This is a genomic window from Granulicatella sp. zg-ZJ (assembly GCF_010892355.1).
GTDB lineage: Bacteria > Bacillota > Bacilli > Lactobacillales > Aerococcaceae > WM01.
Window position 1 is genome coordinate 24,271 of the sequence record NZ_WNJY01000014.1, and the last position, 22,692, is coordinate 46,962.

At 32.6% G+C, this 22,692-nt stretch carries 24 protein-coding genes; 3 read left to right on the top strand and 21 right to left on the bottom strand.

Annotated elements, in window-relative coordinates; genetic code table 11:
- Positions 1 to 129: 129 nt before the first annotated feature.
- The 20 genes from GMA11_RS05250 to folD form a co-directional block, all read right to left on the bottom strand.
- On the bottom strand, positions 130 to 1,812 hold the full coding sequence (locus tag GMA11_RS05250) for an ABC transporter ATP-binding protein (RefSeq protein WP_240332477.1): 1,683 nt from the start codon (positions 1,810 to 1,812) through the stop codon (positions 130 to 132).
- Positions 1,813 to 2,060: 248 nt separating this feature from the next.
- A complete protein-coding gene (locus tag GMA11_RS05255; protein ID WP_163546170.1) occupies positions 2,061 to 2,699 on the bottom strand; it encodes a thiamine diphosphokinase in 639 nt (212 codons plus the stop codon).
- A gap of 1 nt (position 2,700) precedes the next feature.
- Positions 2,701 to 3,348: a ribulose-phosphate 3-epimerase gene (rpe, locus tag GMA11_RS05260; protein ID WP_163546171.1), complete on the bottom strand. Its 648-nt coding sequence runs from the start codon at positions 3,346 to 3,348 to the stop codon at positions 2,701 to 2,703.
- Between the two features lie 37 nt (positions 3,349 to 3,385).
- A complete protein-coding gene (gene rsgA, locus GMA11_RS05265) occupies positions 3,386 to 4,258 on the bottom strand; it encodes a ribosome small subunit-dependent GTPase A (RefSeq protein ID WP_163546196.1) in 873 nt (290 codons plus the stop codon).
- Positions 4,259 to 4,543: 285 nt separating this feature from the next.
- Positions 4,544 to 4,894, bottom strand: coding sequence for a YtxH domain-containing protein (locus GMA11_RS05270; protein WP_163546172.1), 351 nt, complete (start codon positions 4,892 to 4,894; stop codon positions 4,544 to 4,546).
- 20 nt (positions 4,895 to 4,914) lie between these two features.
- Entirely contained in the window at positions 4,915 to 5,355 is a 441-nt protein-coding gene (locus tag GMA11_RS05275) for a DUF948 domain-containing protein (protein ID WP_163546173.1), read from the bottom strand.
- Positions 5,345 to 6,874, bottom strand: a complete 1,530-nt coding sequence (locus GMA11_RS05280) for an ATP-binding protein (RefSeq protein ID WP_163546174.1) — start codon at positions 6,872 to 6,874, stop codon at positions 5,345 to 5,347. The genes GMA11_RS05275 and GMA11_RS05280 overlap by 11 nt, the downstream gene beginning before the upstream one ends.
- Complete coding sequence (locus tag GMA11_RS05285) at positions 6,871 to 7,572, bottom strand: response regulator transcription factor (protein ID WP_163546175.1); 702 nt, start codon at positions 7,570 to 7,572, stop codon at positions 6,871 to 6,873. Before GMA11_RS05285 ends, GMA11_RS05280 begins: the two co-directional genes overlap by 4 nt.
- Positions 7,573 to 7,656: 84 nt before the next feature.
- The gene (locus tag GMA11_RS05290) at positions 7,657 to 9,009 is read right to left on the bottom strand and encodes an aspartate kinase (RefSeq protein WP_163546176.1); all 1,353 of its coding nucleotides are present in this window, start codon (positions 9,007 to 9,009) and stop codon (positions 7,657 to 7,659) included.
- 27 nt (positions 9,010 to 9,036) lie between these two features.
- A complete protein-coding gene (gene mnmG, locus GMA11_RS05295; RefSeq protein WP_163546177.1) occupies positions 9,037 to 10,926 on the bottom strand; it encodes a tRNA uridine-5-carboxymethylaminomethyl(34) synthesis enzyme MnmG in 1,890 nt (629 codons plus the stop codon).
- Between the two features lie 132 nt (positions 10,927 to 11,058).
- Positions 11,059 to 12,438, bottom strand: a complete 1,380-nt coding sequence (mnmE, locus tag GMA11_RS05300) for a tRNA uridine-5-carboxymethylaminomethyl(34) synthesis GTPase MnmE (protein WP_163546178.1) — start codon at positions 12,436 to 12,438, stop codon at positions 11,059 to 11,061.
- Between the two features lie 154 nt (positions 12,439 to 12,592).
- The gene (gene mreD, locus GMA11_RS05305; protein ID WP_163546179.1) at positions 12,593 to 13,123 is read right to left on the bottom strand and encodes a rod shape-determining protein MreD; all 531 of its coding nucleotides are present in this window, start codon (positions 13,121 to 13,123) and stop codon (positions 12,593 to 12,595) included.
- A complete protein-coding gene (mreC, locus tag GMA11_RS05310; RefSeq protein ID WP_163546180.1) occupies positions 13,120 to 14,034 on the bottom strand; it encodes a rod shape-determining protein MreC in 915 nt (304 codons plus the stop codon). The genes mreD and mreC overlap by 4 nt, the downstream gene beginning before the upstream one ends.
- A 121-nt stretch (positions 14,035 to 14,155) precedes the next feature.
- Complete coding sequence (greA, locus tag GMA11_RS05315) at positions 14,156 to 14,635, bottom strand: transcription elongation factor GreA (protein WP_163546181.1); 480 nt, start codon at positions 14,633 to 14,635, stop codon at positions 14,156 to 14,158.
- Positions 14,636 to 14,798: 163 nt separating this feature from the next.
- Positions 14,799 to 16,469, bottom strand: a complete 1,671-nt coding sequence (recN, locus tag GMA11_RS05320; RefSeq protein ID WP_163546182.1) for a DNA repair protein RecN — start codon at positions 16,467 to 16,469, stop codon at positions 14,799 to 14,801.
- Positions 16,470 to 16,481: 12 nt separating this feature from the next.
- Positions 16,482 to 17,300 carry a TlyA family RNA methyltransferase gene (locus GMA11_RS05325; RefSeq protein WP_163546183.1) on the bottom strand — a complete coding sequence of 273 codons (819 nt, stop codon included), beginning with the start codon at positions 17,298 to 17,300 and terminating at the stop codon, positions 16,482 to 16,484.
- A 10-nt stretch (positions 17,301 to 17,310) separates the two neighbouring features.
- On the bottom strand, positions 17,311 to 18,183 hold the full coding sequence (locus tag GMA11_RS05330; protein ID WP_163546184.1) for a polyprenyl synthetase family protein: 873 nt from the start codon (positions 18,181 to 18,183) through the stop codon (positions 17,311 to 17,313).
- Between the two features lie 5 nt (positions 18,184 to 18,188).
- A complete protein-coding gene (locus GMA11_RS05335; protein WP_163546185.1) occupies positions 18,189 to 18,410 on the bottom strand; it encodes an exodeoxyribonuclease VII small subunit in 222 nt (73 codons plus the stop codon).
- Between the two features lies 1 nt (position 18,411).
- On the bottom strand, positions 18,412 to 19,761 hold the full coding sequence (gene xseA / locus GMA11_RS05340) for an exodeoxyribonuclease VII large subunit (protein WP_370516576.1): 1,350 nt from the start codon (positions 19,759 to 19,761) through the stop codon (positions 18,412 to 18,414).
- 7 nt (positions 19,762 to 19,768) lie between these two features.
- Positions 19,769 to 20,635, bottom strand: coding sequence for a bifunctional methylenetetrahydrofolate dehydrogenase/methenyltetrahydrofolate cyclohydrolase FolD (gene folD / locus GMA11_RS05345; protein WP_163546187.1), 867 nt, complete (start codon positions 20,633 to 20,635; stop codon positions 19,769 to 19,771).
- Positions 20,636 to 20,776: 141 nt separating this feature from the next.
- Here folD and GMA11_RS05350 point away from each other — a divergent pair, with 141 nt between their 5' ends.
- The 3 genes from GMA11_RS05350 to rpsT all read left to right on the top strand — a co-directional run bounded on the left by GMA11_RS05350 (position 20,777) and on the right by rpsT (position 21,985).
- On the top strand, positions 20,777 to 21,151 hold the full coding sequence (locus GMA11_RS05350) for a helix-turn-helix domain-containing protein (RefSeq protein ID WP_163546188.1): 375 nt from the start codon (positions 20,777 to 20,779) through the stop codon (positions 21,149 to 21,151).
- 12 nt (positions 21,152 to 21,163) lie between these two features.
- Positions 21,164 to 21,637, top strand: coding sequence for an endolytic transglycosylase MltG (locus GMA11_RS05355; protein ID WP_163546189.1), 474 nt, complete (start codon positions 21,164 to 21,166; stop codon positions 21,635 to 21,637).
- A gap of 93 nt (positions 21,638 to 21,730) precedes the next feature.
- Positions 21,731 to 21,985, top strand: a complete 255-nt coding sequence (rpsT, locus tag GMA11_RS05360) for a 30S ribosomal protein S20 (RefSeq protein WP_163546190.1) — start codon at positions 21,731 to 21,733, stop codon at positions 21,983 to 21,985.
- Between the two features lie 241 nt (positions 21,986 to 22,226).
- Here rpsT and GMA11_RS05365 read toward each other — a convergent pair.
- The coding region (locus GMA11_RS05365; protein WP_163546191.1) for a transposase at positions 22,227 to 22,692 on the bottom strand (466 nt) is incomplete at its 5' end.

Below are 22,692 nucleotides of genomic sequence, written 5' to 3' on the forward strand. Positions count from 1 at the left end.
ATCGACATGCTTACCAGTTCGATTATCTCTGTTTTATCATTCTAAATATTTTTAACATTAAATGAAGAAAGTTTTTTGAAATAAATTCGGCTCTTTTTATTTTAGGTCAATTCGTATTTTTCAATACTTTTATATCATTTGTTCAGACACAAAACGTGCGTATGTTTCATGTGTTTGTAAAAGTTCTTCATGTCTACCTTGTCCAGTAACACAATTATTTTCTAAGAAATAAATTTGGTCGGCATCTACAACTGTTGATAATCTATGAGCTATGACAACAATCGTACGATACTCTTTTAATTTCTTTAAACTTTGATTGATTTTATACTCTGCATCAGCATCTAAATTTGCTGTTGCTTCATCAAACAGAATATAAGGAGAATCTTTCAAATAAGCTCTTGCTATTTGCAATCTTTGCTTTTGTCCTCCAGAAAGTAATTTGCCATTTTCTCCAACTTGACTATTCAACCCTTCGGATAATTGTTTTATTTCATCTGTAAGAGATACCATGGACAATGCTTCGTCTAAGTCTTTGTCTGTCACTAGTTTGTCTATCCCAAAGCAAAGATTTTCACGAATGGTACCAGAAAGAACAGCATTAGATTGTGCCACTAAAGCAAATAATTGTCGCCAATTTCGTAAATCATATTGATAAATATCTTTTTCACCGATTTCAATACTTCCTCCTGTAATATCATAAAATCTTAAAAGGAGATTGATAATAGTTGATTTACCAGCACCAGACGGCCCAACAATCGCAATTTTTTGATAAGGCTTAATGATTAGATTCACTTTATCTAATACAGGCTTATCAGAAGAATAACTAAACGATACATCTTTAAATTGAATGGTTTCAACATTCATAGAAATTTCTGTTCCTTCATACTCCTCACTAGGTATTTCTAATAAATTCATTATTTCTGTTGTAGCACCCTTTTGTTTCGCAAATTCTGCAGAAATAGACGATAATGTGCCTATTGGATTTAAAAGTTGCAACAAATAAATAATAAAGGAAACTAATGTACCAACACTTAAATCTCCTAACGCTACTCTCTGACCACCATATAAAAATACAATGGCTATAACACCAAAAATAAAAAGTAGTGCAAATGGTGATTCAAACGATAGTACTAAATCTGTTTTTAAAGCGTGTTTTCGGATAGAATCTACTCTTTTTTCTTGTTTAGTTGCGATACTTTTCTCTGCAACATTTGCTTTAATCATTTCTATCTCTTGAAAAGATTCAGCAATATTCCCACTTAGTAAACTTGTTTCTTCTTGAAGTGATTTATTTGCTTTTTCACTAATATTAGAAATTGGTATAATCAACAACGCCATAATAGGTAATGTAATAATCAAAACGAGAGAAAGTTTCCAATCCAAATACAATAATACACTCACTGTTCCAATTAGAATGATAATACTTGCCACTAATTGCGGTATACTTTTTATCAAAAAATCTCTAATAACAAGTGTATCATTCACAATTCTAGAAGCTAACTCTCCACTTTTTCGATAATGAAAAAAACTCATTTTCTTACTATAAAATTGACTGATTAAATGCTTTCTAAGTGAAGCAACTTGATTTTCACCTGCCACAGCAAATACGTAATTACCAAATGACAAAATTAATGCTTGAAGTAATAACATACCTATGAGAATACTTAAACTATTTATATCCAAAGAAGTATCTGAATCAACCACTTTTCTTAAAAAAAGAGGAATGATTAAATTTGTTAAAGATGATGCAATAACCAAAATAACTCCGATAGACATTTTATGTGTCCACACCCACAATTTATTTTTTTTCATGTAGTAGCTCCTTTCAATATCTTACAATTAATAGATCCCATTAAAAAAACAAGTAATAAAGTATGCAAACAGAAGCTAAATTCTCCTAATAAATTTTATCAATAGATACAACAAATACCGACTGATAATTCATATAAAACTAAAATTTTTTAATTGCTTGTTCCTTCTCCTCCAATAATTGAAATAAAAATCCTTTTAAACAATATTATATATTGGCAAATATTTAAAATTCTCCATCAATATAGTGCTTATTTATCAGCTGTTTGCATCACACACATTAAACCTTCTTCAAAAGAAAACGTCATCGTGTCTGTTAAAAACTCATTGCTGATTAAAGAAACAGGATACTCATAATTGGCTTTGTTCAAAGGATATTTCGCATTAATTAAACTCAATGCTTTTAAGGGGGTCATACCAATAAAGGACAAATATTTTTTCGTTTTGTCGTGTGTCAACGTATACTCTCCCGGTTCATAAAAACGCATCGTATTGCCTTTTTCAATCAAATGATATTTTGTCAACCACTTTTGAAAACGTGGTTGGTACACAAACCACAGATTACAAATCAAGTGGTCAATACGTCCACCACTTAAAGAACCCAAAATGATAATTTCTTCAATATCATCGTCATTTTCTTGGCTTAACACATGCATAAGAGCATACTGCAAATCAGTATCATCCTTTTCACAAGGCAATACAATACTCTCTTTACTATCCGGTTTCTCAACCGAATCAAAATCTCCAATAGCCCAGTCCAGCACATACCCAGCATCTACTAAGCGTTTGGCACCAGCATCAACACCAATTAACATATCATACGAGATTGTTTTTAAATATGCTAAATCAGGGTCTGGTGCTCCAGCACAAAAAACAATTTTTTTACCCATATTACTGCACGGCTTTCAAACTTAAAATAGCTTGCTCTATATTTGGTGCATTGTAAATATAAGAGCCTGCGACAACAATATCCACACCTGCTTCGTGACATAATTGAGCAGTTTTATCATTGATACCTCCGTCTACCTCAATGACATAGGTATACTTTCTTTCTTTACGCAATGTATCTAATTGTCTAATTTTATCTAATGTTGACGTGATAAACGCTTGACCACCAAAACCGGGATTTACTGTCATGACAAGCACTAAATCTACATCTGCTAAAATAGGTTCAATTGCACTTACTGGTGTCGCAGGATTGATAACAACTCCAGATTTTACACCAGCCTGTTTAATTTGTTGTAAAACACGGTGTAAATGTGTACACGCTTCATAATGAACGGAAATAATATCCGCACCCGCTTTAGCAAAAGCGTCAATATACTGATCAGGATTTGAAATCATTAAATGACAATCCAATGGTAAATTGGTAACTTTGCGAAGTGCTTCAACAATATTTGGTCCTAATGTTAAATTAGGTACAAAATGTCCGTCCATTGCATCAATATGAATCAAATCAACTCCATAGTGTTCAACTAATTTAACATCTCTTTCTAAATTGGCAAAATCTGCACTTAAAATAGACGGTGCTACTTGCATCTATATTCCTCATTTCTTTTTAGTTTATTCTTTTTAACTATTTTTTATAAATTTTTTTTTTGTTTTTTATTTCATCATGAAATTGTACATAATGCTGATAACGTTGATTTAAACCTACATTCGTATCGAGTTGTTTCTTCACAGCACAATGTGGTTCGTGCGTGTGTAAACAACCACGGAATTGACAGTCCTGCTTAAATGTAAAAAAGTCAACAAAACATTGTTCTAGTTCTTGTAATGACATATCAAAAAAATCAATGGCACTAAACCCGGGTGTGTCTGCGATAAAGCACCCCTCCACATCATGTACTTCTACATGCCTTGTTGTATGACGACCACGTCCCAAATGTGTTGAAATATCTCCTGTTTTCAAATCTAATTCAGGTAATAGCTCATTTAAAAGTGTTGATTTACCTGCTCCCGATTGTCCCATTAAAACCGAAAGCTTACCTTGTAAAACATTTTTTAATGTTGATAATACATTTTCTTGGTGTGAATAAAAGACTGTATATCCTAATTGCTCATAATACTGACACATTTGATGTATAGACGTCATATCTTCTATTAAATCACATTTGCTTACATAAATAACAGGTTGTATCATCAGCTGTTCCAATGTCACAATAAACCGATCTAATAAAAAACTAGAAAAATCCGGTTCAATAGCCGACATCACGATAATGCCTTTATCCACATTACAAATAGGCGGTCGAACGAGTTCATTTTTTCTTGGAAATAACTTTAATAATACACCCTCTTTGTTATTAGTACTTTCAAACTCAACAAAATCTCCAACCAAAGGTTTTTGATTGCTCACACGAAAATTTCCTCTCCCTCGTGTTTGATACACTTTTTGATTGGCTTCCACATAATAAAAACCACTTAACGCTTTAATAATTTGTCCTTTTATGCCTATCACCTCATTTATTTACTACAATTTTATCATAAAGTACCTACTCGGAACAGATAAATCATTTTCTATTTAAAAAATATGATAAGATAATATTCACTCATCTATTAGTATTTTTGAATATACATTTAATCTTATATTGATTATACCATATTAACAGAACAATACGAACGATCGACTATACTTGTCTTTATACCAAACCGTGTTGGTGGCTTTCAGCCACCAACACGGTTTTGCGAAGTACCATAAAAAAACAAAAAGCACCCTAAGGTGCTTCTCGTATGACTATTCAACGTCTTCTTTAATGTCTTCAACAGATTCTTTTACATCTTCTACAACTTCTTCAGTTGTATCTTTTACTTTTTCTGCTTTAAATGATAGTTGAGATTTCAAACCTTCAACATTTTCTTTTAATGTGCCACGTAATTCTTCTGTTGATTGTAAAGCCGCTTCTTTTAATTCTTGACCTTTAATGCTTGCTAGTTCAACATAATCTAAAGCAACAGCTTTTAAATCTTCTGCTTTATCAGCAATATCTTCACGTAATTCTTCACCTTTTTTAGGTGCGTATAATAATGCTACAACAGCTCCTGTTGCCGCTGCTAAAACAGTTGTAAATACATATTTTAATTTCATGTTATTCTCTCCTTATCTCATTAAAATTTTTTGATTGTTGTTGGTTTTTTCTTTGTTGTCGATTTGAAAATTTTGCTGACTGCACTTCCCATTTTCACAACAGACTTACTTGCTTGTTTTTTTCTTAAAACAAATGATTTTGATAAATTGTTTGCAGATGTATTCACATTTGAAACAGATACACCTAATTCACCCAATGCTTTAAAAACAGGATCTGTTTGTTCTAATTTACCATTGATGTCATTGACTAAATAATTCGCTTTATTTAATAAGCCTTCAACTTCAATTGATAAACTATCAACATCTTTTGTGACAATATCAAGACTATTTTTTACTTCATTCAATAATTGATTTGTTGTTTTAACAACACCCATCAATCGTTGTATAAATAATACTAATACAATCACTAACACAATGCAAGCAACTAACAACAAAGATAATAAAATATTATTAAAGCCCATAATGTTCTCCTTGTTCTATGTTTTTCTGTTTTCTTTTTCTCTTTTCTTGAATGATACGTGATAAATCAGTAATCACTGGTAACTCAATTCTAAAAGTAGAACCACTACCTACAACACTTTCAACACTAATACTTCCTTTGTACCCTTCAATCAATTCTTTTGCAATGGATAAGCCTAAACCATTTCCGCCTTTATGACGAGATCTAGCTTTATCAACTCTGTAAAATCTCGCAAATACTTCCTTCATGTCTTTTTCAGAAATACCTTCTCCAAAATCTTGAACAGAAATTTGTACATTATTCAATGTTTTAGATAAGGACAAATGTATTTGAGGAATATCCGTTGAATATTTCACAGCATTATCCAATAAAATAATCAAAACTTGTTCTAAGTGATGACGAGAAATAGATACCCAAATTTCTGTTTCATCTTTAGGATAATCATTCTCAAGTTGAAACTTAAATTTCGGATGAATAAGCTCAAAATTATGATGAACTTGGTTGACTAAGCCAACGACTTCTGTCATTTCATTTTTGTAGTGAATACCAACTTGTTCAGCTCGAGATAAATCTAACATTTCTTGTACTAATGTTTTCATTCTTCCTATCTCTGATAAAGAAGCTGTCAATGATTCTTCTAAAACTTTAGGATCATCTTTTCCCCAACGATTTAATAATTGCAAATGCCCTTCAACAATGGCAACCGGCGTTCTTAATTCATGAGAAACGTCCTCCACAAATCTTTTTTGATGTGTGATATACATAGCCATTGTATCCAATAAATCATTAAAACCAATGGATAGATCTGTTAGCTCATCGCTTTTTCTTCTTGATAAATCCATACGTTTATCAGAAAGTGCATCTTCTTTTAACTCTGCCATAATATCTGTCATGTGCTTAATTGGTTTAAAGAAAATATAAGCAACAATGTTTCCTGCAATCATACAAATAACAATCGCAATCAAAGTAATAAAACCATATGTTTTATAAATATTGTTAACATGTTGATAATAGTGATTTAATCCAAATATCAGTTGCATATATCCTTTTGATTCTTGAGTTTTTTCATCAATAATGGCATGGGTTGTAATAACAACGTCTTTTTTATTATTTTTTATAACAGATAATTCATCATTTTTTGGACTAAATACTATTTTAGGAAAAGGCAAACTTTCATAAATTAGTCTATTTTCCGTATTAAAAATTCTCACTTCAATATTATCATTTGTAAAATGATAAGGTATAGCAGCCGTCGTTGAAAATTCTGTTTGACGTGTAGATGTTGTAAAGAAATCATGAAGATTTTGTTCGTTTAAAGGCTCAGATGATTGAGATAAAATACGGACCATTGTTTGAGAATATTGCGTAATTAAATTTATCTCTGATGAAAAAACCTGATCCTTTAAGAAGAGAACCATGACATAAGAAATAGATAAGTATAATAAAGAAAAAATAATACTTAACATACCTGCCCATTTCCAACGTAATGACAAGTTATTGGAAAATAACTTTTTTATCATGACCTCATAACATATCCTGTACCACGTACAGTTTGCACATAACTTTTTTGATTAGGTCTATCAATTTTATTTCTCAAATAACGAACATATACATCTACAACATTTGTTTCAACTTCTGGTTTATATCCCCAAACACGTTCTAATAGCACATCACGAGATAAGACAACATTGATATTTTCCATTAAGGTTAACAACAATTCATATTCACGTTTTGTTAAATCAATCACTTCACCGTCACGTTTTACAATACGATTTTCTTTTTCAATCATTAAATCTTTATACGTTACAACCGTTTGTTTTTGATTTTTAGCATCATCTGCTAAATCAATACGTCTAAATAGAGAGCGTAAACGTGCCAATAATTCTTCTATGGCAAAAGGTTTTACGATATAATCATCTGCCCCTTGATCTAATCCAGATACTCTATCTAAAACAGAATCTCTCGCTGTCATAATGATAATAGGCGTTTCTTTCGTTGGTCGTATACGACGACAAACTTCTAACCCATTCAATTCAGGTAACATTAAATCTAATAAAATAACATCCCACTCTTTATTTAATGCTGCGTCTAAACCGCTGCGTCCGTCATGATAGATTTCCGTTTCGTACCCCTCATGTTTTAATTCTAACTCTACAAAACGTGCTAAATTCTTTTCATCTTCAATAATCAAGACACGCTTTTTATCTGTGTGTTCCATGCTTTTCTTCCTTTCATAAAAAGTTCGATATTACTTAATAATATCATACATTAAAACGGATAAATTTACCATTAAAATTACTTTTTATTGTTCAAAAAACTCTTTATATAGTGCACGAACCGCTCTATGTTCGTCTTGGGGTGCAATACCAAAAATAATACTTACTTCTGATGACCCTTGGTTAACCATTTGAACGTTGACATTTGCATTGGCAAAAGCGTTTGCCGCACGTGCAAGCGTCCCTACTGATTCAACCATTCCTTCCCCTACAATCATAACTAAACAAATTGGATCTTTGAAACGAACTTCATCAGCATTTAATTCATATTTTAATCGTTGTAATAAAATAGCACTTTTCTCAGGAGATAATTGATTATCACGAATTAAAATGGTAATATCGTCAATTCCTGACGGCATATACTCATAACTAATATCTAATTCATCACAAATTTTTAATGCTCTACTCCAAAAACCAACTTCTCTATTCATCAAATATTTTTCAATATAGACTGTTGTAAAGCTAGGCATACTTGCAATACCAGATACTGTATGCACTGATTTTGGAACACTTTTCGTGATTAATGTTCCCGCTGCTGTTGGATTATTCGTATTCTTTACACGAACTGGAATCCCCTCTGAAAAGGCAGGTTGTAAAGCTTCATCATGCACCACACTAAAACCAGCATAAGACAATTCACGCATTTCACGATATGTCAAATGTTCTAATTGAATAGCATTTTTTACAATATTTGGATTAGCTACACAAATACCGTCAACATCTGTAAAGTTTTCATATAATAAAGCACGTACCCCTTTGGCAACAATCGCTCCTGTAATATCTGAGCCACCTCTTGAGAATGTCACCAGTTTTCCATCTAGTGTATACCCAAAAAAGCCTGGAAAAACAACGATTTCTTTATAATTTCTTAATTTTTTTAAATTTTCATACGAAATAGGTAATACATTGGCATTTCCTGGTTCGTCACTCACGAATAATCCTGCATCTTTTGGATTGACATAAACAGCAGGTAAACCCTCTTTTCTAAAATAGGCAGCAATGAGCTTTGCATTATTATCTTCTCCACTTGCTTTTAAAGCGTCCATAAAATACGATGGTTGTGACATATCACTTGTTACTAAAGTATGTAAATTTTCTTTTATATCCTCTAAAACAGGTTCTTCTATTTGTAAATCAGTAACCATTTGTGCATAACGTTCTAATACATGTTGAAACTGTGCGGAATAATCTTGATTATTTAATGCTTGTTCTCCTAATGCAATGAGCATATCCGTTACTTTCTCATCATCTTTAAATCTTTTTCCAGGTGCAGATACAATAACTAAACGGCGATCTGCATCAGATTTTATAATTTGAAATACTTTTTTTATTTGTTCTGCCGAGGCTAATGAACTCCCACCAAATTTAACAACTTTCATTTTATTTCCTCCATAATATGCTGATGTTTAAACTTGTTTTTGACCTTGTGTCATATAAATCGTTAAAATAGAAATATCCGCTGGATTTACACCACTAATACGGCTAGCTTGTCCTAATGTTTCTGGTTGAATGAGTTTCAAACGTTGTCTTGCTTCTGTTGCTAGACCATTGATTGTATCATAATCAATAAATGCTGGAATTTTTTTCTCTTCCATTTTTTTCAATCGTTCTACTTTCTCAATCGCTTTAGCAATATATCCTTCATATTTTATTTGAAGTTGCACTTGTTCGTGAATATCTCGTGGCAATGTATTTTCCAACGGTGCAAACTGTAAAATATCTGAATAAGTTAATTCAGGGCGTTTTAATAAATCTGATGCTAATACACCATCTTTTAACTCTGCAGATTGTTTTTCTTGTAAAAAGGTTTGTAGTGCCTCTGTTGGTTTCAAACGTGTCGTTCTTAAACGTTCAATCTCTTCTTTAACAGATTCTTTTTTGTGTAAAAAGGCTTGATAACGTGTATCTGTGACTAATCCAATTTGATGTCCAATATCCGTTAAACGTAAATCGGCATTATCGTGACGTAATAACAAGCGATATTCCGCACGTGATGTTAATAAACGATACGGCTCAATCGTTCCTTTTGTCACCAAATCATCAATCATCACACCAATATATGCATCACTACGTTTTAAAACAAGCGGTTCTTTTCCTTGTACGCTAAGAGCAGCATTGATACCAGCAATCAACCCTTGACCTGCTGCTTCTTCATATCCAGATGTCCCGTTCATTTGTCCTGCTGTAAATAAATGCTTAATTAACTTTGTTTCTAAAGACGGACGAAGTTGATGTGGTTTAATCACATCGTACTCAATCGCATATCCTGTACGCATCATTTTCGCATGTTCCAATCCCTCAATAGAATGCAACATATCTTCTTGTACCTCTTCAGGCAAAGAAGATGACAAACCTTGTACGTATACCTCTTCTGTATGTTCTCCTTCTGGTTCTAAAAATAGTTGATGACGAGGTTTATCACTAAAACGAACAATTTTATCTTCAATGGACGGACAATATCTCGCACCAACACCTTCTACAATACCTGTAAACATCGGTGCACGATGTAAATTGCCACGAATAATCTCATGTGTTTTTTCATTCGTATACGTTAACCAACAAGGAATTTGATTGTAACGATACTCACTATCTTTTGTTTCAAAACTAAAATGATTTGGCGTATCATCACCCGGTTGAATTTCTGTTTTTGTATAATCAATCGTTGAAGATAAAACACGTGCTGGCGTTCCAGTTTTAAACCTTGCTAATTCAAAACCTAATTCCTCTAAATGCTCTGATAATTTAATAGACGGCTGTGAATTATTTGGACCAGACGAATAAACAACTTCTCCAATTATAATTTTCCCACGTGAACTTGTTCCTGCTGTTAACACAACAGCTTTTGCACGGTATACAGCACCTGTATGTGTCATGACACCACAACATGTATTATTTTCAACAATCAAACGTTCTACTGTGCCTTGACGTAGCGTTAAATGTTCTTGTTTTTCAATGGTATGTTTCATTTCTTGTGCATATAAATGTTTATCAGCTTGAGCACGTAATGCTTGTACCGCAGGCCCTTTACCAGTATTTAATAAACGCATCTGAATATACGTTTTATCAATATTTTTTCCCATTTCTCCACCAAGAGCATCAATCTCACGTACCACAACACCTTTTGCTGGTCCTCCAATGGAAGGATTGCACGGCATAAACGCAACCATATCTAAATTGATTGTTAATAATAATGTGTCTTGTCCCATACGTGCTGAGGCAAGAGCTGCCTCCGAACCGGCATGTCCTGCTCCAACAACAATGACATCATAATGTCCTGCTTCATACATTTCAACCATATATATCTCCTTAACTCTATTGATTTTTTATTCTTTTCGTATTCATTTCAAATCATTTGAACGCATACTATTTTTTCTTTGTTGTACATACTCTTATTGCTTACTTAACACAAACTTTAAAACTGATTAATTTTATTTTCCTAAACAAAATTGACTAAATAGCTCTGTCAATAATTCATCTTGAACCGTATCTCCTGTAATTTCACCTAACAGTTCCCAAGCTCTTGTAAAATCAATTTGAATTAAATCGACTGGCACTTCTAAATCAATGGCTTGTAAAACATCTTTCAATTTTTCAATGGCTTGTTGAATGAGCGTAATATGTCGCACATTCGATACATACGTCGCATCTTTATCATTTACTTGTCCAGCAAAAAACCACTCTGCAATTTTTTCTTCTAATTTATCAATACCTTGATTATTTAATACGGATAAAGGAATCACATTATCCATATCAGTATATGGCAATAACTCCTCCATATATAACTGACTAGGCAAATCTATTTTGTTTAGTAAAATTAAACGTTTCATACCTTTTGTCATCTCTAATAATGATTTATCTTCATCTGATAATTGTTCAGATTGATTTAAAATCAATATAATAAAATCGGCATCAAGAATAGCTTTCTTACTACGTTTCACACCAATTTGTTCGACCACATCATCCGTATCACGAATACCTGCTGTATCAACTAATTTTAGTGGAACACCTCGCACATTTACATATTCTTCAATCGTATCTCTTGTTGTACCAGCAATATCTGTTACAATCGCCTTATCTTCTCTTAATAAGCGATTTAATAAACTTGATTTCCCAACATTTGGACGCCCAATAATTGCTATTTGTAAACCGTCACGCAAAATTTTACCTTGCTGTGCTGTCTGTAATAGATACTCTAATTTTTCTTTGACATCTATTGATTTTTCTTTTAATAGTGCCAGAGTCATTTCTTCAACTTCGTCATATTCGGGATAATCAATATTCACTTCAACTTGCGCCAATGTATTTAAAATATCTTGACGTAACTGGCGAATCAATGATGATAAATGCCCGTCTACTTGTTTTAATGCGACAGACATAGATGTATCTGTTTTTGCACGAATTAAATCCATAACCGCTTCAGCTTGAGATAAATCGATTCGCCCATTTAAAAAAGCACGTTTTGTAAATTCTCCTGGTTCTGCTAATCTCGCACCTTGCTCCAAAACCGTTTGTAACACTTTGTTGACAACAACAATCCCACCGTGGCAATTTATTTCAACAACATCCTCTTTTGTAAACGTCTTTGGTGCTTTCATCACACTAACCATAACTTCATCAATCTGTTGTAATGACGTTGGATGTTGAATATGTCCATAATGAATGGTATGTGACGGTACTTTTGTTAAATCTTTTTCTTTAAATAATGTATTCGCAATATCAATAGCCTTTTCTCCCGATAGACGCACAATACCAATAGCTCCCTCACCTAATGCTGTTGAAATTGCTGTAATTGTATCAAATTCAAACATGTTTTCACCTTTTCTATATAAAATAAAAGTGCAAACGACGCCTAGTAAAACTAAGACGAAGATGCACTTTCACTGCTCTTCATATTAACAGTTATATCATAACAAAACATTGTAAAAATGCAAGTCATTCATAACAAATTCATATCTTTTAGCACTAAATGTCTTCAATACGATTGAAAAAAACAAATACTGCTTTAAACGGTTTATATACTATAAATAAATAAATGATATTTAAAAGCATTGTTGGGATTACTTTGTTCACAAGATAGCCGAAAAAACTCATATCTACAATTCCTATCGCTAAAGCAACAAAAAACTGTAATAGATTACACAAAAAATTACTAAAAGCAACAACTAAAACTAATGTTAAAAAGGTTTTTTCTAATTTTGGCTCAATCTGTTTAATCATATACAGAATAGCCACAAATGTGACTGTATAAAAAGACAATACTGAAGCATAATACGCATCATAAATCAAACCAAATACAATAGCTAATAAAACACCATGACTTCTTGGTATCCAAAAATTTATCATGATAAGCATGGTTAAAAAGAGTTGTGTCACCATAATAAAATCAGGTGTAAAAAACATATTTTTTGTATATACAGATATTGCACCGTCAAAAATAATAGCTGCCAATAACAAAATCGGAATAAAGAGATAATCTACGATATAACGTTTCATTGGCTAACACTCTCACTTCCACGTTTAATGACCGTGACATATTTAATATCATAATGATCACTCGTTGGTGTCACCATGACTTCTTTAAATAATCCCGTATTATCGACTGCTACCGAAGAAACTTTTCCAATCGCTAAAGAGCTAGGGCCTACACCATTCATACCTGATGTCATCACATTTTGCCCTTCTTTTATATCTGCGTCTAAACGTACATTAGACATCACATACATTTTTGACTTACTATCATATTTGTTAATGACACCATATTCTGTTTTATCTCCAATTTGTATCATTGCAGAAACAGAAATATTGGTAGATTGTACACTTGTTAATAATCCGACTTTTGCACTCGTCGCATTTACAGAAATAATACGACCAATTAATCCATTATTTCCCATAACAAGCATACCAACCTGTAATTGTGCATCTGTTCCTTTGTCAATAATTAATTGTTCATTCCACATATCTGGTGTTCGTGCAATAACAGCACTCACAACAGTTGTGTAATCTGATAAATTCCCTTTTAATTCAAGTGCTTTTTTTAGTTGTTCATTTTCTTTTTCTAATGTTTCATTTTTAGATTGTAATTCAAATAAGTGATCAATATGAGATTTCAATACTTTATTCTCTTCATAAGTACTGAATAATCGAGAAATAGACTCTCCGAGTCCATTTACCCATTCAACAGGTTTACCAAAAATACGATTAACTAAACTAATAGATTCATTCCCTGTTGACAAAACCGTATTTTGACCTCCATTAAATGTAGATAGTACTGCTAAAGCAATAAACACTACCATTGTGACGACAAAAAAAAGTAACTTTCTATTATTAAAAAATTTATTCAATCTTTTTCCTCCTTGTCGTCTTTCACATGATACAATCATACCACCACATACAAATTTTTTCATTACAAATTTACTATTTTTTGAAAATTTTTTATAAACGAAAAAAACAAAAAAACTATTCGAGAAAAAAACAAACATTATTTTTTGTTTTCACCGAATAGTTCCCATTATTTTTCTAAAACATTTATGCTAATTCAATTTTGATGATTTTAACTTTCATCACACCCCCAGGAGTGTCAATAGCTACTTCATCATTTAATTTTTTACCAATCAACGCACGAGCAATCGGAGAATCATTAGAAATTTTACCTTCTAACGGGCTTGCTTCTGCTCCACCTACAATCGTATATGTTTCTTCTTCCCCGTCTGGTAACTCAATAAAAGTGACTGTACGTCCTAAAGATACTTCATCTTTAGCAATATTATGATCATCAATAATTTCTGAGAAACGTAACATTTTTTCAATCGTTGTAATACGACCTTCTACAAATGCTTGTTCATCTTTTGCTGAATCATATTCAGAGTTCTCAGATAAATCACCATAACTACGAGCTACTTTTATACGATCAATAATTTCTGGTCTTTTCACTAATTTTAACTCTTCCAATTCAGCTTCTAATTTTTGTTTCCCCTCAAGCGTCATTGGATATGTTTTTTCTTCCATGTTGTTTACACAACCTTTCATTCATAATTCAAAGTAGTAGCAATAAGATACCATGAACTGATTAGAAAATCAATTCAAAATTAAAAAATATATTGCTTATATCAAAAACTTATAAATTATCACTAAAAATTTTCGTATGTTTGTACATTATTGACAATGTTATTTACTTTTTATGCAATAAGTCTTTAGCGTGTAATAATGCAGTATCTGTAATATCATCACCCGCTATCATACGTGCAATTTCAACTATTCTTTCCTCTATTGTTAATAGTGATACATATGTTTTTGTTCTATCCTCAACAATTTCTTTTTTCACAACTAAATGATGATCAGCAATTGCTGCTACTTGAGGTAAATGTGAAATACATAATACTTGTGTATCATGAGCAATCAAAGACATTTTATTTGCAATCGCTTGAGAAACACGTCCACTTACTCCTGTATCAATCTCATCGAAAATGACGGTTGAAATACCTTGTGTTTTTGTGAAAATTGTTTTTAAAGCAAGCATCATACGTGATAACTCCCCGCCACTAGCTACTTTAGCTAAAGGTTTTAAAGGCTCACCAATATTTGTCGCAATTAAAAATTCAATATCATCAATACCATTGGCCTTAAATTTCACTTTATCTTGATGTTCTTTAAAATGTACTTTAAACATCACTTTATCCATATATAAATCAGACAATTGTGTATGAATACTTTGTTCTAAAATCATTGCTTTTTCTTTTCTTAATGTTGATAATACTGTAGCACTTTCAAGTAATAACTCTCTATCTTTTAAAAAGGTTTGTTGTGCTTTTTGCAAATAACTGTCTTTATTTAATAATGTGTCTAGTTCCAATTTAATAGCATCATAATAAGCACGCACCTCATCAATCGTCTGCTTACCAAAAGATTGTTTTAACTGATCCAATTCATTTAAACGGTCATCAAAAGCTTTTACGGTTTCTTCATCGTATTCAATTATTTCCAATGCTTTAGCAATATCTTTAGATACTGTTTGTACTTGTTCATAGACATCATTTAATACAGTATCAACATGATGATACGCATCTCCTAAAAGGGACAATTCAGATATAGCTTTAGACAATAATTCTTTCACACTAATATTATCATCTGACAAAAGCATATCGACATTTGTCAATGCTCTTAGTCTTGTCACATCTTCTTGTATCTGTTTTAACGTTTGTTCCACTTGTACATCTTCATACTCTTTTGGATTTACTTTTTCAATCTTTTTAATCTGGGATTCCAATAAAGAAATTCTGTTTGTGTCTTGCTTATCCGATACCATCAATTCTTTCAATGTTTTTCTTGATGACGTATACGCTTGATATAGTTGACGATAACGATCCATTTCCTTGGATACCTCTTGCCCTCCAAACACATCTAACATGAACAAATGTTGCGTATCGTCCATTAAATGCTGATGCTCATGTTGACCATGAATATCAATTAAAGAAGAACCTATTTCTTTTAAAATTGATACTGTCACCAAAATACCATTGATACGAATCGTATTCTTACCTGTTTTATGTAATTCTCGATAAACCATTAACTGATTATCCTCATAAGGAATATGATGCTTTTCAAGCATTTTTTGTGTTTCAATCAAATTATCAATATCAAATAAACCTTGAAGAATAGCTTTATCTTGCCCGAAGCGAATGTACTCACTTGAACCTCTTGCTCCAACAATCAATGACACCGCATCAATAATAATGGATTTCCCTGCTCCAGTTTCTCCAGTCAATACCGTCATACCAGAAGAAAAATCAACTGTTAATGCCTCAATAATCGCAAAATTTTGAATAGACAATGTTTGTAACATCACGTCACCTCCTTACTTTTTCACTAATGTTTCTGCAGCTTGCATGACAACATCATGTATATCCACGCACACATCATTTTTGTTTAGATCATGCGTCAATTTTAAACATGCTAAAAATTCAATATTACCCGAACCACCTGTTATTGGTGAAAATGTTAAACCAATTACATCATATCCAATGCTCGTGGCAAAATGTAAAACATCATGTATCACTTCTTCATGAACATGTGTATCTTTAATAATACCTTTTTTCCCTACTTTTTCTCTACCTGCTTCAAATTGAGGTTTAATCAATACAACAGCATAGCTATTTTTTTCTAATATATTGGCTAAAGTAGGTAAAATCAATCTTAAAGAAATAAACGATACATCAATTGTTGCGAAATTAGGTTGCCCTCTCTTAAAATCATCTAATTGAGCATATCGAAAATTCACACGTTCCATAACATCTACACGCTCATCTTGTCGTAATTTCCAATGCAACTGATTGTATCCTACATCTAGAGCATAGCATAACGCTGCTCCATTTTGTAAAGACACATCCGTAAAGCCACCTGTTGACGCACCAATATCTAACACACGCTTACCGGTTAAGTCAAGATGAAATAACTCGATTGCTTTTTCTAATTTCAATCCACCTCGACTGACATACTTCAGTGTTTCTCCTTTAATATGAAGTTGTTTTGTTATCGGTAGTTTTTCTCCGGCTTTATCAATTCGTTCATTATTTTCATCATAAATCTGTCCAGCCATAATCATTCGTTTGGCTTTTTCTCGAGTATCCGTTAAACCTTGCTGGACGACTAGTAAATCTGCTCTTTCTTTTTCCATATATCTCCCATTATTTCACATAATTTAAAAAATCCAGTAATAATTCACTATCCAAAGTCGGATATACTTTTTTCAAATTATCTATTGCTTTTTCTGCACGGTTAATTTCTTGAAATAAACTTTCTCTTGCACCACTAATGCCTAATAAAGACGTATACGTACTTTTTTGCAATATGGCATCTTTTCCTTGAATTTTTCCCTCTATATCAAAAGAGCACTCTACATCTTTTAAATCATTGTGTATTTGAAAAGCTAGCCCGAAAGAACGAGAAAACGCCTCTAATAATACTTGTACTTTTTCACAAGCATTTGATAATACCGCACCAGCAAAAGTAGCATATCGAATCAAATCGCCTGTTTTACGAGCATGAATAGATTTCAGCGTATCTAAAGAAACGTGTTGATTCTCGGCTTGAATATCGCCCATTTGACCACCAATCATACCATTTGGTCCTGCACAAATAGCTAATTGTGATACTAAAAGAACTTTTTGAACATCAGGGACATCACTTTGACAAATTAATTCAAATGCTTTTGTATTGAATGCATCACCAGCAAGAATGGCAGTTGCCTCGTCAAATTGTTTGTGGTTAGTTAACTTTCCACGTCTATAATCATCATTATCCATTGCCGGCAAATCATCATGAATTAAAGAATAAGTATGTATATACTCTAATGCAAGTGCTATAGGATAGCCTTTTGATACATCTTTTCCTAATGCTTGTATAGTAGCTAGTAAAAGCATTGGACGTACTCTTTTCCCACCATTTGTTAATGAATAGTGCATTGCCTCTTTTAAACGAATATCATTTATAGTTGTAAGAGAATTTTCCAAATATTGTTCAAAATCTATTATTGTTGTTTTAAATGTGTGTATATTCATAAATATTATCCATTCGTATCCAAAATAGTTTCTTCTCCATTTTCAAGAACTAGTTTTGTGACTGTTTTTTCTGCATTTTCTAATGTTTGTTTACAATATTGACTTAATTCAATACCTTTTTGAAATTGTTTTAATGCTTCTTCTAAAGGGACATCTGCTCTTTCTAATTGTTGTACAATGACTTCTAATTCTTTTAACGCTTCTTCAAAACTCTTTCCTTTAGCCATTTTAACCTCTTCTTTCTATTTCTTCAACAGACTGAATAACTGCATTCGCTTGCCCGTCGACTAATGTAATCGTAATGTGTTCATCTACTTTTAAATCGTGCACACTGGATACTACCTTATTTTCTTTGGTCACATAACTATAACCTCTAGACATACTTTTTAACGGACTTAATAAATCTAATTTTTGTATTAACAAATCCGCTTTCTTTTCTTTTTCTTGATTTATCTGCTTATAATATTGAAGCAACTGTGCACGCAATACATCTACTGTTTGTTTATATTCGTCTATTTTATACGTGGGACTAACATGTTCAAACTGCCAATCAAGTTTATCAAATTGCCCTTTTTTTTGTAGCAGTAATTGTGTCATACGATTGCTGAGTGTTTGATGCATGTAGTCTAATTTTTGTACATAACTATCATACAGCCGTTCCGGTTGTGTAAACACATAAGACTGGTCTAATTGATATAATTTTTTCTTTAAACTATCTAACTCATTATTCATCGCAAGTGTTAGTCGATGAAACCATGTATCCAATGTATACAAGACATCTCTTAGTACTGGAACAGCACATTCTGCCGCAGCAGTTGGTGTTGGCACACGCAAATCTGCTACATAGTCTGTTAACGTTGTATCCGTTTCATGCCCAACAGATGAAATAACGGGAATGGAACATTTATAAATGGCACGTACCACTTCTTCTTCATTGAATGACCATAAATCTTCAATAGAGCCACCACCTCGTGCAATAATGACCGTGTCGTATGTATATGTAGACATCATAATACGTCGTAAACTATTTACAATACTACTCGCTGACTCTTTTCCTTGAACAACCGTTGGATACACATCTAACGCAACAATCGGATACCGTCTTAAAATTGTTTGTTGTATATCGTGAATCACTGCGCCACTTTGACTAGTTACAATAGCAATTCGTTTAGGGAATCTAGGAATGGCTTTTTTAGGTGCAGAAAACAATCCTTCTTTTGTTAACTTTTCTTTTAATTGTTTATATGCTTGAAAAAGTGCACCCGCACCCGCCAGTTCCAAATGTTCAATATAAATTTGATATTCTCCTGTACTTTCATATAAACTAATACGCCCTATAACAAGTACTTTCATCCCTTCTTCTAACATAAACCCTGCTTTTTTAAAAACATTTTGAAAACAAATGGCTTTAATTTTAGCACCGTCATCTTTTAAACTAAAATATTGGTGTGTCGGTCTTAAACGGAAATTTGACACTTCTGCAACTAAATGTACTTTTGATAAATGTGGATCAACATCAAATTTTCTTTTTAAATATTTGGTTAAAGCTGTGACCGTTAAGTATTTTTCTTCTGACACTGTATCACTACTTTCTATTATTGTTTTTCGTATTTTCAACAGCATGGTCAAATGTTTGTTCTAAAAGCATTGTAACCGTCATTGGCCCAACACCACCTGGTACTGGTGTTATATACGAAGCAATCTCACTAACTTCTTCACTAACATCTCCAATTAATTTACCCATATCATTACGATTCGTTCCAACATCAACAACGATTGCACCTTCTTTGACAAAATCTTTCGTAATGAAATGAGGCTGCCCCACAGCAACGACAAGTATGTCCGCTTGTTTGGTCAACTCTTGTAAATTTGGTGTACGTGAATGTGCTGTTGTAACAGTTGCATGTTCATTTAAAAGCATTTGTGTCATCGGTTTTCCAACAATATTACTGCGCCCAACAACAACAGCTAATTTCCCATCAAAATCAATATTATATTCTTTCAATAAAGTCATAATACCATAAGGTGTACATGGTAACGTCGTTTTATTTCCCAAAAAGAAATTACCAACATTCATTGGATGAAAACCGTCGACATCTTTATGATAATCAATTGCTCTTAACATTTTTTGTTCATCTAAATGGGCTGGCAATGGTAATTGAACAAGAATACCATGACATTCTTCTTTGTGATTATAAAAATCAATTTTTTCTAATAATGCTTCTTCTGTAATATCTATGGGAAGATGCTCAATCACCGATTTCATACCAACTTTATTTACAGCTGCTTCTTTATTTCTAACATATAATTTACTTGCTTCATTTTCCCCAACAAGAAGGACGACTAATTCTGGCACAACACCCTTTTCTTCTTTAAACTGTGCGACTCTTTCTTTTAAATTCATTTGCATTTTTTCTGCCAAGGATTTTCCATCCATCTTAATTGCAACCATCTTTTCTCCTACTTCCAATTATTGATATACAACATTTTAACATATCAGATACTTGTTTTCATCTCTTAAAAAAAGCTAAATATTGAAAAACATTCACTTTTGCTTTAAAATAGAGATATATTATTTTATGGAGGTGTCACAATGACATTTGATATCAATATGGTTATTCTCATATTATTCGGATTATCAGCATTCTTTTTATTTCTATCCTTATTTACAAAAAACTCATACAAACGAGAAATAAACGAATTAAAAGACTACTCTTTTGAACAATCTCAAGAGTTATATAAACTAAGAGAACGTATCAGTTCTTTAGAAACATTTACAGGATTTTCACTATCTCAACCTTTATCTTTTACAGGTGAGTTGCGTAATCTAAGTGAATTAACAAAAGAAAATATTATTCATCTTTATTCAGAAGGTCGTTCACCAGAAGATATTTCTATTTTTGCAAATATTCCTGTTGAAACAGTACAAATTTTAATTGACCGCTATATTGATGAATCAACGAAATAAAGGAGGTCAACAATGAAACAAGCATTTCGTTTTTTAGGGATTGGCTTTCTATTGTCCGGTTTATTATTATTCGGTTTACAATATGCAGGCATGCTAACAGCTTCAACTAAACCTACCCCATTTGGAACAAGCCAAATGACGACAACTGCGACAATGTCAACATCAAGTCAGATGACATCTACAACATCATCTTCGACAACGCAACAAAGTCAAGTATCGACAACAACGACAACATCTTCATCTACGTCTACATCTGCTGCAACATCAGGTAGCGATGTCGAGTTTATTGTAAAAGAAGACGATACATCACATGACATCGCTGAAAATTTGAAAAAAGCAGGACTAATTGATAATGCTGATGACTTTATCAAGTACTTATATGAAAAAAACTTATCAACAATCATTCAAACTGGTAAGTTTAAAATCTCAAAAGGATTAAGCTTTGAAAAATTAAGTGATATACTAACAACATATCCTGGAAATTAACAAATATTTATTGCAATAAAGTTTCTATTTTTGTATAATGGGATAGTTGGTATATAGATACCAGAATTAGAATTTTTGAAAGAGGTGACTACAATGCCAAATATTGAATCTGCAATCAAACGTGTTCGTACTGCTGAAAAAGCTAATTTCTTAAACAACACACAAAAGAGCGCAATGCGTACAGCTATCAAAAAATTTGAAGCTGCTGCTGCTGAAGGTGCTGAAAATGCTGCTGAATTATTAAAAGTTGCTCAAAAAGCAATTGACGAAGCTGCAACAAAAGGTTTGATCCACAAAAACAAAGCTAATCGCGATAAATCACGTTTAGCAAAAAAATTAGCTAAATAATCATCAATAAAGCACTCTACAGTGCTTTATTCAGACTGTTGACAATATATCTAAAAAATCCGGCTCTATGTCAAATAGGGTTGATGACTCATAAAAGGTAGTGATGTCACAAATGTTACGTCACTATCTTTTTTTAAGTCACAAAGTGATGTACGGCTCACCGACATGTACACGATACATGTCTTTTCCCCTACGTTGTGCGGGGAAGGAGCTATTCGTACATCACTTTTGACTTAAACTATTAAGCAACTAGTGAAGTAGATGGTACGGTATACGGTACATATAACTTACACATGAATAAAATACGATTTCTAAAATGTGAAAAGTTACGATAACCATAGGCATTTCTCTTAAGTACTTTAATTTTATGATTGATTCCTTCAAGTGCACCATTAGTCAAATGATGGTAGATAAAGGTGTTTTTAATATAGGGTAAATACCCTTTGAACGTTCTTAATACTCTACGTAAACCAGGAGAAATAGCTTCCTGTTTCGCCCATATGAGTATTTCTTCAAATCGGTCAAAATCTCTATTATGTAAAGCATCTCTTAATTGATGAACGACATCGTATGTGGCTCGTAGTTCGGGGACTTGTTCCAATAAATAATCGACTATCCCTTGTGTATGCGTCATCCAATCAAACAGTGGAAAACGGTGATAAGGATAACTACTTAGTGTATCTGTGTTACTTAAAAACAACTTCCAA